The 12,304-nt window shown below is 49.1% G+C and carries 9 protein-coding genes; 3 read left to right on the top strand and 6 right to left on the bottom strand.

Translation table 11 applies throughout. The annotated features are described in order from the left end of the window. The first annotated feature begins 10 nt into the window (after positions 1 to 10). Positions 11 to 1,201, top strand: a complete 1,191-nt coding sequence (locus ACF8EG_RS24870; protein ID WP_024702523.1) for a 3-phenylpropionate MFS transporter — start codon at positions 11 to 13, stop codon at positions 1,199 to 1,201. 121 nt (positions 1,202 to 1,322) lie between these two features. Next, the gene (locus ACF8EG_RS24875; protein WP_206926137.1) at positions 1,323 to 4,754 is read left to right on the top strand and encodes a hybrid sensor histidine kinase/response regulator; all 3,432 of its coding nucleotides are present in this window, start codon (positions 1,323 to 1,325) and stop codon (positions 4,752 to 4,754) included. Between the two features lie 88 nt (positions 4,755 to 4,842). Here the strand turns inward: ACF8EG_RS24875 and ACF8EG_RS24880 are convergent, their stop codons facing one another. From ACF8EG_RS24880 to ACF8EG_RS24900, 5 genes are all read right to left on the bottom strand, one after another. Further along, positions 4,843 to 6,228, bottom strand: a complete 1,386-nt coding sequence (locus tag ACF8EG_RS24880) for a lyase family protein (RefSeq protein ID WP_069507442.1) — start codon at positions 6,226 to 6,228, stop codon at positions 4,843 to 4,845. Positions 6,229 to 6,245: 17 nt separating this feature from the next. After that, positions 6,246 to 6,623 (bottom strand): hypothetical protein, encoded by a 378-nt coding sequence (locus tag ACF8EG_RS24885; RefSeq protein WP_005458016.1) that lies wholly within the window; start codon positions 6,621 to 6,623, stop codon positions 6,246 to 6,248. Positions 6,624 to 6,800: 177 nt separating this feature from the next. Further along, on the bottom strand, positions 6,801 to 7,283 hold the full coding sequence (locus ACF8EG_RS24890; RefSeq protein WP_029803027.1) for a hypothetical protein: 483 nt from the start codon (positions 7,281 to 7,283) through the stop codon (positions 6,801 to 6,803). A gap of 108 nt (positions 7,284 to 7,391) precedes the next feature. After that, a complete protein-coding gene (locus ACF8EG_RS24895) occupies positions 7,392 to 9,119 on the bottom strand; it encodes a sodium:solute symporter family protein (RefSeq protein ID WP_005458020.1) in 1,728 nt (575 codons plus the stop codon). 12 nt (positions 9,120 to 9,131) lie between these two features. Continuing rightward, positions 9,132 to 9,395, bottom strand: a complete 264-nt coding sequence (locus ACF8EG_RS24900) for a DUF4212 domain-containing protein (protein ID WP_005458022.1) — start codon at positions 9,393 to 9,395, stop codon at positions 9,132 to 9,134. Between the two features lie 446 nt (positions 9,396 to 9,841). Here ACF8EG_RS24900 and ACF8EG_RS24905 point away from each other — a divergent pair, with 446 nt between their 5' ends. Then, positions 9,842 to 11,587, top strand: a complete 1,746-nt coding sequence (locus ACF8EG_RS24905; RefSeq protein WP_069507443.1) for a potassium/proton antiporter — start codon at positions 9,842 to 9,844, stop codon at positions 11,585 to 11,587. A gap of 3 nt (positions 11,588 to 11,590) precedes the next feature. On the opposite strand, the gene ACF8EG_RS24910 is transcribed toward ACF8EG_RS24905, so the two are convergent. Further along, a complete protein-coding gene (locus ACF8EG_RS24910; protein ID WP_005465748.1) occupies positions 11,591 to 12,220 on the bottom strand; it encodes a response regulator transcription factor in 630 nt (209 codons plus the stop codon). Positions 12,221 to 12,304: the final 84 nt, after the last annotated feature.

Genomic DNA, 12,304 nt, shown 5'->3' on the forward strand with positions numbered 1-12,304 from the left:
GATATTAGTAATGTTGAAACCTTCTCCGTATGGCTGGATTTCCCAGTACTTTCTCGGATTCTTTTTTGCGTATGGCGTTTACCTGCCATTTTGGTCGTTGTGGTTTAAAGAACAGGGCGTTTCTTCCACGGACATTGGTTTACTGGTTGGTTTAGGGTTGGCGACACGCTGCGTGGCTAACATCGTCATTACCCCTCGTGTACACCGAGTTGAACATCTAATGCCAACGTTGCGTTGGTTGAGTTTTGCTGCCCTCATTTTTGTTGGTTTCCACTTTTTTACGGGCGGCAGTTTTTGGCTCATGGCATTGGCAACGGTGTTGTTTAACTTGTGTTGTGGTCCGGTAGTACCGCTATCAGACGCGATGGCAAACTACTATGCTCGCTTGAAAATGTTGGATTACGGGCGCACGCGTTTGTGGGGTTCTATAGCCTTCATTGCGGGTTCGACGGTGGTGGGTTTCCTTGTCGCAGAATTTGGCTCGGATATGATTCTGTACACCGCGATGGTGGGGGTGTTCTTTTCATTGCTTTTCGCGATGCGCAGCATCAATCCAATGCCTGTCACTCGCGGTGACCAGCATGCTGAACGTCCGAAATTATCCGCACTGCTTACCGATAAATCAGTGGTGAAGTTCTTGGTTTTGGTGTCACTTATCCAAGGTAGCCATGCGGCGTACTACGGCTTTAGTGCCATTCACTGGAAAGCGGCGGGTCACTCAGAAGACGTGATCGGCTACTTGTGGAGTCTAGGCGTTGCGGCAGAAGTGGCTGTGTTTGCATTGAGTAAGCGTCTGTTTGCTGGTTGGGCGCTGCGCACGCTGTTTATTGTTGCAGCTTGTGGTGTGATGATGCGTTGGGGCATGACCGCAGCAACAACGTCTATCGTTGCGTTGGTTATTGTGCAACTTCTGCACGGCGTGACATTCGCGACGGCGCACATTGCGGCCATTCAATACATCCAAAACTCTGAAGAGCACAAAATGGTGGCGCTGCAAGCGCTATACAATGCAATTCCGCTTGGCGCATTTATCGCGCTGATGACGGTGCTCAGTGGTTGGGGTTACGAGCACTGGGGGGCGCTGGTGTTCTGGGGTATGGCGGCAATGGGCCTATTGGCGCTGTTCATCAAATTGGACCCTCAAGAGCCTAGCCACAACGTGGTGGATGTGTCTGAAAAGGCACTTGAAACACAGAATTAGACTTCTGTGACAAAGGTTAAAAACTAATCTTTGTCTCCATTGTGAAAGCAGTGTTAAATGAAACCTCTCCCTCAAGGAGAGGTTTTTTATTTTCTGTAAGAAAAGCTAGAAAGGATATCAGATGCAAGGATGGCTGGTGGTTCCCGTTTCTTTGGCGTACTTGGGAGCCCTATTTATAATCGCGTGGTACGGAGACATACAGAAGCGCTGGCTCGCCCGTTGGCGACCGTGGATTTATAGTCTCTCGATTGCGGTGTACTGTACCTCGTGGACCTTCTACGGCACGGTCGGACAGGCGAGCAGCAATCCTTGGTCTTTCTTGCCCATCTATATCGCGCCGATTTTGGTGTTTACCATCGGATGGCGGGTTCTGGCTCGACTCATTCTGATCGCGAAGCGCGAACACATCACTTCCATCGCTGATTTTATTGGTGCCCGTTACGGAAAATCGCAAGGTTTGGCGGTGGTCGTCACATTGATTGCGGTGGCGGGGATCTTACCTTATATCGCCTTGCAGCTGCGTGGCATCACCATGGGGTTGGAGATCATCGCCCCAGAATTGGCGACCGATTTTGGTTATCAGAATGACAGCGTGTCTTGGTTTGTCGTGGTGGCACTGGCCATTTTTACCATGTTGTTTGGTACTCGCCATATTGATAACACCGAGCATCACCGTGGGATGATGATGGCGATCGCGTTTGAATCCATCATCAAATTGCTGGCGTTTTTGGTGGTGGGGATTTTCATTGTCTGGTTGGCGATGAGCACGGAAAACTTGAGTCTGGTTGAAGTGGCTTCTGAAACCTACCAGTCGCCAAACATTCCAACCTTATTGATTCATACTGTGCTGACCATGTTGGCGATTGTCTGTTTGCCGCGTCAGTTCCACACCATGGTGGTGGAAAATGAACGTGCGCAAGACTTGCATGTCGCGCGTTGGTTGTTCCCGCTGTATCTGATTTTGATGGGCGTATTTGTGTTGCCAATCGCGTGGGTCGGGCAAGGGTTATTGAGCGGAACATCTGCCGATACTTACGTGATCAGTGTGCCGATGGCGGTGGGGGCAAGCGAGATTGCGTTACTGGCGTTTTTAGGCGGTACTTCGGCGGCGAGCGGTATGGTGATTGTTTCAACCATTGCGTTGGCGATCATGGTATCGAACGACTTAGTGATGCCGCTGATATTGCGTCGAATGCGCTTGGCACAGCGCAACCATCACCACTTTTCTGAGCTTTTGCTGCGTATTCGCCGCGCTCTAATTCTGATTTTGTTGATTGGTGCATGGGGATTTTATCAGGCCTTAGATAGTATCCACTCACTCTCTGCGATAGGTTTTCTCTCGTTTGCAGCCATTACCCAGTTTGCTCCTGCATTGATTGGCGGTATGTATTGGCGTCAGGGTAACAAGAAAGGCGTTTATGTTGGCCTCGCGGTCGGTTTTACGATTTGGTTGATTACCTTAATGAGCCAAACCGACATGTTGGCTGGTAATGCCAGCAACAACTTTTTGATTTGGTTAATCACGCCGCCAGAGATGCTGTCGAGCTTCGACATTGCGATTTCGGATTGGGGCATGATCATGAGTGTGGTGGCGAACGCGGTGTGTTTTGTCGCGGTGTCTCTGGCGACGCGTCCAAGCCTAAGTGAGCGCTTACAGTCGGCGTCTTTTGTCGGAACACCGCTGCCTGAAAGCGAAAACATCAGCTTGTATCAAAGTCGAGTTACCGTGGCTGAGTTGGAAATGCTTGCCTCGCGCTTTGTTGGCCGCACTCGGGTAAAAGTGGCTTTCCAAGCCTATTGGAGTCAGCAGCGAGAGGAGTTGTTACCGAACCAACAAGCGCCGTCTTCGTTGATTCGTCACACTGAGCGCGTGTTGGCAGGGGTGTTTGGTGCCTCTTCCGCTAAGTTAGTACTTACTTCTGCGTTGCAAGGCAGAAATATGCAGCTTGAAGAAGTCGCAACCATCGTTGATGAAGCATCCGAGTTGTACGACTTTAGCCGCGGATTACTCCAAGGGGCGATTGAACATATCGGCCAAGGGATTGCGGTGGTCGACAAACAACTGCGGCTGGTGGCGTGGAACCAGCGTTACCTAGAGCTGTTTGTATTCCCACCAGGATTAATTCAAGTCGGCCGACCGATTGCTGATGTGATTCGCCACAATGCTGAGCAAGGTTTGTGTGGCCCCGGCGATCCGGAAGACCACGTACGCCGCCGCGTGTATCACCTTGAGCAAGGCACGCGACATACCTCTTCCCGTGTGCGTCCTGACGGTCGAGTAATTGAAGTGCAAGGGAACCCAATGCCCGGCGGTGGTTTTGTAATGAGCTTTACGGACATCACCGTATTCCGCGATGCCGAGCAAGCGCTGAAAGACGCCAATGAAACGTTAGAAGAACGAGTGCGCGCGCGCACCAGAGAGTTGGAGCAACTCAACAAACAGTTGGTGGCAGCGACGCAGCGTTCGGATTTGGAGTCGAAATCGAAATCGCGTTTTTTAGCGGCCGTGAGTCACGACTTGATGCAGCCGCTCAATGCCGCCCGTTTGTTTGCGTCTTCACTTTCTGAAGTAGCCAAAGACAGCGAAACTCGCAAGTTGTCGGCACATATCGAAAGTGCGTTAGGCGCGGCAGAAGATTTGATCGGAGATTTGCTGGATATTTCGCGTTTGGAATCGGGTAAGTTGGAAGTCAATGTGCATGGCTTCGCGGTCAACGATGTTCTGGCGAACCTCAATGCGGAATTCAGCGCATTGGCCAAACAACAGGGGATCGAGTTCACTATGATTCCATCTTCTCTAATGGTGAAATCGGACCCTAAATTACTGCGCCGTGTGGTGCAGAATTTCCTCACCAATGCCTTTCGTTACAGTCCAAATGGAAAAGTTGCGCTGGGTGTGCGCCGAGTTCAAGGACGTGTGCGCATTGATGTGTGGGATAACGGCATGGGCATCGAGGAAGAAAAACAGCAGGAAATTTTCGAAGAGTTTAATCGCGGAACGCAAGTGCGCTCCGATCAAGGTTTGGGATTAGGCTTGGCGATTTCCAAAGGGATTGCGCAGGTGTTGGGGCACGAAATTTCAATGCGTTCGTGGTTTGGTAAAGGCAGCGTGTTCTCGATAACGTTGGATAAGGCTCATCACGTTCAGCCACACCCTGCGAAAGTCGAGACCAGTCCTCAATCGGAGTTGTGCCACTTGCGAATTCTGTGTGTCGATAACGAACCTGACATTTTGGTCGGAATGGAAAATCTTCTCTCTCGTTGGGGATGCGACATACGCGTTGCGACGGATCTCGTCGAAAGTTTACAAGCGCTCGAAGGCGATTGGGTGCCAGACGTCATTTTCTCTGATTATCGATTGGATAACGGACGTACGGGGTTAGAAGTGTTGCAACAGTGTCGTTTGCGTCTGGGGAATCGTTTTGAAGGGGTGATCATCAGTGCTGACCGTACTGACGATATGATGGAAGGCATCAAAGCGAACTGTTTCAGCTTTATTGCCAAACCCGTTAAGCCACTCAAATTACGCTCGGTGCTCAATCGAGTCGCGTAACTTAGATAAGTTGAGCGCATGAGCCAGATAGTAAGAGACCTCCAATGAGAGGTCTCTTTATATTCTGCGGAAATTCAAAGTAAGTGCTTTACTCTGCCACGCCACCTTGAGTCAATTTGGCTGGATTAAGCAGCCTTTCAAGCGTTTCGCGGTCTAAATCCGTTTCCTCTTCGGCCATATCAATGATGGCTCGTCCTTGTTTGTAGGCTTTTTTCGCGACTTCTGCCGCTTTCAAATACCCGATCACCGGGTTTAGTGCGGTGACTAAAATCGGATTCTTGGCCAAAGCAATATCGAGGTTATCTTGTCGAACGTCAAAGGTCGCAATCGCCTTATCGGCAAGGGCGGTCGCACTGTTCGCAACGAGCTCAATGCTCTCCAAAATATTATGTGCAATCACAGGTAGCATAACATTCAACTGGAAGTTGCCAGACTGACCCGCGATGGTGATGGTTGCGTCGTTGCCAATCACTTGCGCTGACGCCATGGCTGCGGCTTCAGGAATAACCGGGTTTACTTTGCCCGGCATGATTGATGAACCCGGCTGTAAGCCTTGCAGTTCGATTTCACCCAAGCCAGCCAATGGGCCAGAGTTCATCCAGCGAAGATCGTTTGCGATCTTCATGATCGCAACTGCTGCTGTTTTGAGCTGTCCAGACAGTGCGACGATCGCATCCTGGCTGCTGAGGTTGAAGAAGAAATTGTCGCTTGAAGTAAAGGTGACTCGAGTGGACTGAGTGAGGTTGTCTGCAAACAGAGAGGCAAAACGCGGATCGGCGTTGATCCCTGTGCCAACGGCAGTGCCGCCTTGAGCAAGGGCTTTCACCATCGGCAGTGTTTGTTCAATGGCTTGTTTAGCGTGTTCAATCTGGAATTGCCAGCCGCCCAGCTCTTGCGCGAAAGTGATTGGCATGGCGTCCATCAAATGAGTTCGGCCTGTTTTTACCACACCTTGCAAAGCTTGCTTCTTGGTTTCTAGGCTTTGGCTAAGATGAGCCAGTGCAGGCAACAACTTGTGTTCAATAGCAAGTGCTGAGCTGACTTGAATCGCCGTCGGCACCACATCGTTACTGCTTTGACCCATGTTAACGTGGTCATTCGGATTGACGTTGCCGCCAAGCAATTCAGACGCAAGCGTGGCAATCACTTCATTGGCGTTCATGTTGGAGCTTGTCCCAGAACCGGTTTGGAACAGGTCGATAGGGAACTGATCGAGATGTTGCCCATCAATAATGGCTTGCGCGGCGTCTGCAATCGCATTGGCGATATCACCTTCTAGTAACCCTAGTTGTGCGTTGGTCAGTGCTGCCGTTTGTTTGATGTGGGCTAAAGCTTGGATGAAGCCGCTTGGCATGGTGTGCTGGCTGAATGCAAAGTTATCGATAGCGCGCTGAGTTTGCGCTTGATACAAGGCATTCGCCGGGACTTTTACTTCGCCCATGCTGTCGGTTTCAATACGAAATTCGGTGGTCATAGTAGGGTTCCTTTCGTTTAATCAAGAGAAGTCTGAATGAGGCGTAATTGTTGTTGTAATTGGAGAAACTTTACGTCGCCATGTTCAAACTGATAGTAGTAACGTTTGAGGCAGAATAAGGGGGTGTGAACCGAATCAAGGCAGACTCGGCGAAATGTACGAGTGCGAGTTGGGTCTTGAATCGCTTCGAGAAGGTGGAAATACACTTGGCGTAAAAACAGTTCGCACAAGAGTAAGTTTTCGTCTTCTGCTTCATGCTCATAGCTGGATGACAACACCATACCCCAATGAATATAGTCATGAATGACGTCGGGCTCAAAGCCACTGGGCGCGGCAAGTTGGAAGCGATCTTGCGCTTTGAAGAAGGCGTTGAATATGTCCTTTCTGCGTTTCATATCTGCCTCAATAAATTAGATAATGATAATTATTATCAATTAAGAATAAATTAGCAACCCTCTATTTTCAGCAAGGCTAGATATAAAAAAGCCGACGCAGTCGCATCGGCAGAAATGGTTGGGTTTTCATCCCGCAGCAAAGTTTATCCGTTGTTTAGAAGGATAAGCAGCGTAATGTTACTCAGTAAACAAGGTTTCGTATTTCACAAATGCTGTTTGTGTTTCGCCGTAGTAAAGCGTGCCTTCGGCTTGGATAACGACTCGCAACCAGCTCTCTGCGGAGGTTGGCTTTGGCAGAGTGATGTACCAGTTTTGGCCAGCTTGATCGGCGCGTGTCATATCAATCGGTTGAGCGTTCTGTTGTTGGTCATCGACTACGGACAGCTTGACGCCTTCCAGCGGATAGGCAGCGTTGAGAGACAGTTCTAGGCTATCTTTTGTCAGTTTTTCAGAACGGAACTTAACTTTAAAATCGCCATTTTCCATGTCACATAGGCCACTGGTGTAACGGCAGTTGGACTTACTCGCGAGCTTGTAAGTTTCCCCTTCTTTAGCGGCATGAGGCTTTTCGCTCAGTGCCATATCGGTACCAAAGTAGGCAATGATAGAAAGGATGGGCGCGATTAACAGGGCGAGAATAAAGTGCTTGCTTTTGAACATCTTGGCTTCCTTGCAACGACATACTGCGAATATGGTAACTGAAACGTGAGAATAAAAAAGCCCCGGACGGCAGGTTCCAAACGGGGCTTTTGTGGTTTTGGTTATATTTTAGTGATCCACTGCGCTACCAGCACCTACCGGTACGCGAACGTGTTCGACTAGGTCTTTCACTTCTTGTGGTGTTTCTGCTGTTACTTTCGATACAGCGAACGCGACGATGAAGTTGAATAAGGCACCAATCGCACCAAATGCGTTTGGCTCAATGCCTAGGAACCAGTTGCTGCCCCAGCTTTCTAGGTAAGTCCAATCTGCGATGAATAGGATACCTTTGTGTTGGAACACGTAGAACAGAGTGATACTGATACCGGCAATCATACCCGCGATAGCACCTTCTTTGTTGATGTTCTTACTGAAGATACCCATCATCAGAGCCGGGAAGATGGAGGACGCCGCCAGACCGAAGGCCAGTGCTACCGTACCTGCCGCGAAGCCCGGTGGATGCAGACCCAAGTAACCTGCGACTGCAATGGCCACCGCCATCGAGATTCGACTCGCGAGCAGCTCTTTCTTCTCTGAGATATTCGGGTTAATTACCCCTTTGATTAAGTCATGGGAAATCGCGGACGAAATCGCCAGCAATAGACCCGCTGCGGTTGATAGTGCGGCGGCTAGACCGCCCGCTGCGACCAGTGCGATAACCCAGTTAGGTAGTTTCGCGATCTCAGGGTTAGCCAGTACCATGATGTCGTTATCAACTTTCAGTTCGTTAGTTGCAGCATCTGATGTGTAGTTGATGTTTCCATCACCGTTCTTATCATCAAAGCCTAGCAGACCCGTTTTCTCCCAGTTTTTGAACCAAGTAGGACGTTCGTCATAAGCCAAGTGTTGGCCCGGAGCTGGGTTAACGGTATCCATTAGGTTTAGACGTGCCATTGCTGATACTGCTGGAGCCGTTGTGTATAGGATAGCGATGAACACAAGTGCCCAACCTGCAGAGGTACGTGCATCACGCACCTTCGGTACAGTGAAGAAACGGATGATTACGTGTGGCAGACCTGCAGTACCGATCATCAGTGACATGGTGTAAACGAACATGTTTAGCGTGTCACCGCGGACTTGAGTGGTGTATTCACTAAAGCCGAGCTCCGTCACCACTTGGTCGAGCCGATCCAACAGATAGACATCGGTGCCGGCCATGGTACTACCGAGCCCTATTTGTGGAATTGGATTGCCGGTAAGCTGCAGAGAGATAAAGATTGCAGGAATAGTGTAAGCCAAAATGAGTACGCAATACTGAGCAATCTGCGTGTAAGTGATGCCTTTCATGCCACCAAGAACGGCGTACATGAATACGATACACATACCAATCAGTAGACCGGTTGAGTAATCCACCTCAAGGAAGCGACCAAACGCAACGCCAACGCCTTTCATCTGACCGATAACATAAGTGACCGACGCGATGATCAGACACACTACGGCTACGATACGCGCTGTCTTGGAGTAGAAACGCTCGCCGACAAACTCAGGCACGGTAAATTTACCGAACTTACGTAGGTAAGGGGCAAGCAACAGTGCAAGCAGCACGTAACCACCAGTCCAGCCCATTAGGAATACGCTGCCGCCGTAACCCATAAAGGCAATCAGACCCGCCATCGAGATAAACGATGCCGCAGACATCCAGTCTGCTGCGGTTGCCATGCCGTTAGCGATAGGGTTTACACCACCGCCCGCGACGTAGAACTCTTTGGTTGATCCAGCGCGTGCCCAAATCGCAATACCGATGTAGAGGACAAACGTCGCACCAACAACCAGATAAGTGATAGTTTTCAAATCCATCTGAGTGACTCCTTACTCATCCACGCCGAATTCACGGTCGATTTGGCGCATTCTCCACGCGTAGTAGAAAATAATACCTAGGAAGGCATAGATGGAGCCCTGTTGAGCAAACCAGAAACCAAGTTTGTATCCACCTAATTGAAATTGATTAAGTACGTCGACAAATAAAATGCCGCAGCCGAAAGACACGACGAACCAGATGACCATTAGACCGATCATGAGCTTCACGTTTTTGTCCCAATAGGCTTTGGCTCTTTCTTCGCTTTCAAATGCCATTGCCGTCTCCTTACGATTGGTATTGTTGTTAAAAAAATGTTTCACAATGTACATTAGCAAGGTGTTGGCAATAACTCTTTTCAACTTTAGTCGGGGCGTAAAAAAGGAAAAACGACCGAATAATGGGCGTTTACGGCGAAATTGATAAGATTTAATGATGTTAAAAAGGTGTTAAATTAGCCTAAGGTCTAATGATTTGATGCATAAAATTTTCAATATGTTGCATTGGTTAATCTTTTCTTCATTGATTTCACCGAATCTATACCTAGATTCAACCTTCTCAAGTGATTTGTTTACATAAAGTTTTCGTACCGGAGCTCGGTTTTGAGGCACAATAAAGCCTGTGCTTAACTCATCACGCTTACATCTTAAAGTTGAGGTGATTTAGGAACTTATATGCTTACTCGTTGAGATTGTTTGTAGCTTTTCATTTAGGGAGGGTGAGAATGGACGCAGACACCATTAACAGCTTTTTTCTGATTGGTGCATTACTGATTGCACTGAGCGTTCTTTTAAGCCCCGTGTCCTCAAAATTGGGGATTCCAATCCTTCTCGTATTTCTTGCGGTAGGTATGTTGGCTGGGGAAGATGGCCTTGGCGGAATCTTATTTGATAATTATTCCATCGCTTATTTAGTCAGTAACTTAGCGCTCGCCATCATTCTTTTGGATGGCGGGATGCGAACGCGAGTCGCCAGTTTTCGGGTCGCCTTGTGGCCTTCGGTGTCGTTGGCAACCATAGGCGTAGCCATCACGACATTGTTAACCGGTTTGATGGCGACTTGGTTGTTCGATTTGGATTTATTGCAAGGTATCTTGGTTGGCGCGATTGTCGGTTCAACGGATGCGGCCGCGGTCTTCTCTTTATTGAAAGGCCGCAGTCTGAACGAACGTGTTGGCTCGACGTTAGAAATTGAATCGGGCACCAACGACCCAATGGCGGTGTTCTTGACCGTCACGTTAATTGCGATTCTTTCTAGTACGGGAACGGAGTTAAGCGCCGGATTTTTAGCGCTCAGTTTTGTTAAGCAGTTTGGTATCGGTGCGCTACTTGGTTTTGCTGGTGGCTGGGTCTTGTGGAAAGTCATCAATCGCAATCAACTGCCGGATGGCTTGTACTCGATTTTGACCGTCAGCGGCGGCTTGATCATTTTCGCGTTGTCGAACTCGTTAGGCGGCAGCGGTATTTTGTCGATTTACCTAGTGGGTTTATTGCTGGGTAACCGTCCAACGCGCAGCCGTCATTCGATTCTGCATGTATTAGATGGTATGACGTGGCTAGCGCAAATTGGCATGTTCCTCGTGCTTGGTTTGTTGGTTACGCCGTCGAACTTGCTGAGTATTGCGGTGCCAGGCTTGGCGCTTGCGTTTGGTATGATTTTGTTTGCCCGTCCTATTTCCGTGTGGATTGGACTGCTGCCATTTAAGAGTTTCACGCCACGTGAAAAGTGGTTTGTCTCTTGGGTTGGTTTGCGTGGCGCGGTGCCAATCATTCTTGCGGTATTCCCTATGATGGCTGGTTTACCAGACGCGCAGCTGTACTTCAACTTGGCCTTCTTCGTGGTTATGGTATCGCTGATCGTTCAGGGCGGTACGCTGACCAAAGCGATGTCGCTTGCCAAGGTTGAGTTGCCACCAAAGCCTGAGCCAATCTCTCGCACTGGTGTGGAGATTTACCCAACCAGTGAGTGGGAACTGTTTATCTACCGATTGAAAGCGGATAAATGGTGCATTGGCGAACCGCTGCGTAGTTTGTCGATGCCTGAAGGCACGCGCATTGCGGCTGTTTTCCGTAACCAAGAACTGCTTCACCCATCGGGTAGTACCAGGTTGGAAGAAGACGATACCCTATGTGTATTGGCTCAAGAGAAAGACTTAGCTGCACTGAGCTTGTTGTTCAGTGAAGCGCCGGAGAAAGCCTCTCTGACTCGTTTCTTTGGTGATTTCTTCTTAGATATTGAAGTGAAGCTGGCCGACGTGGCGATGATGTACGGTTTGAATTTGGGCGATGAACTGCAAGATAAAACCTTGAGCAATATTGTTGAAGAACAGCTGGGTAGCACGCCTGTTTTGGGCGACCAGTTTGAATGGCAAGGTTTGCAATGGGTAATCGCGGACGTGGTGGGTCACCAAGTGACTAAGGTTGGTTTACGTTTACCCAATGAAGAAGAGGAAGGGGAAGAGGAGGACTAAGTCCTAATCATTCATTTCCGTTAACATGATGACGGCTTGCGTGCGGTTCTTCACGCCGAGCTTGCGGAAAATCGCCGTCATGTGTGCTTTGATGGTGGCTTCTGATACATTCAACTCGTAAGCGATTTGTTTGTTCAGCAAGCCATCAGACAACATCCCCAACACTTTGTATTGCTGTGGCGTTAGCGCGGCAATCTTCTCTGCTAAATCATTACACGCTGCGTTATTGGTGATCAGCCCTTCAGGGAAGTACGGGTCGCCATTGAGCACTTGGTTGAGTGCATTGACCAATTCACGCATATCACTCGATTTCGGAATAAAGCCAAACGCACCATGGCTCTTCACTTGACTCACCACCGTTGGCTCTTCGCTGGCGGATACCACGACGATAGGCAAATCTGGGTATTCCGCTCTTAAGTGGATAAGCCCTGACATTCCATTAGCCCCAGGCATTTTGAGATCCAACAGCACCAAATCCGGCTCTTCCTCTTTGGCGAGTAATGCAAGCAGGGCATCAAGAGAGTCTGCTTCAAGCAGATTGGCACCACTGACAGCCATGTGTACCGATTGGAACAATGCATTACGGAAGAGAGGGTGATCATCGGCGATGATGATGGTGTAGGTCGAATCCATGACGTTAAACACTTTTGACTATTTCGTTAAATGAATTATTGTCCAGCTTTGAGAAGGTGGACAATATTTATTCGCTAAAAGTCT

The sequence above is a fragment of the Vibrio sp. YQ_11 genome (genome assembly GCF_043103065.1).
In the GTDB taxonomy this organism is placed as follows: Bacteria; Pseudomonadota; Gammaproteobacteria; order Enterobacterales; family Vibrionaceae; genus Vibrio; species Vibrio parahaemolyticus.

What these genes read in the sequence shown, in the direction of transcription:
- ACF8EG_RS24895 (WP_005458020.1), bottom strand. Translation starts at nt 9,119, where the DNA reads ATGGATTTGAAAACTATCACTTATCTGGTTGTTGGTGCGACGTTTGTC.
- ACF8EG_RS24910 (WP_005465748.1), bottom strand. Translation starts at nt 12,220, where the DNA reads ATGGATTCGACCTACACCATCATCATCGCCGATGATCACCCTCTCTTC.
- ACF8EG_RS24900 (WP_005458022.1), bottom strand. Translation starts at nt 9,395, where the DNA reads ATGGCATTTGAAAGCGAAGAAAGAGCCAAAGCCTATTGGGACAAAAAC.
- ACF8EG_RS24880 (WP_069507442.1), bottom strand. Translation starts at nt 6,228, where the DNA reads ATGACCACCGAATTTCGTATTGAAACCGACAGCATGGGCGAAGTAAAA.
- ACF8EG_RS24870 (WP_024702523.1), top strand. Translation starts at nt 11, where the DNA reads ATGTTGAAACCTTCTCCGTATGGCTGGATTTCCCAGTACTTTCTCGGA.
- ACF8EG_RS24885 (WP_005458016.1), bottom strand. Translation starts at nt 6,623, where the DNA reads ATGAAACGCAGAAAGGACATATTCAACGCCTTCTTCAAAGCGCAAGAT.
- ACF8EG_RS24890 (WP_029803027.1), bottom strand. Translation starts at nt 7,283, where the DNA reads ATGTTCAAAAGCAAGCACTTTATTCTCGCCCTGTTAATCGCGCCCATC.
- ACF8EG_RS24905 (WP_069507443.1), top strand. Translation starts at nt 9,842, where the DNA reads ATGGACGCAGACACCATTAACAGCTTTTTTCTGATTGGTGCATTACTG.
- ACF8EG_RS24875 (WP_206926137.1), top strand. Translation starts at nt 1,323, where the DNA reads ATGCAAGGATGGCTGGTGGTTCCCGTTTCTTTGGCGTACTTGGGAGCC.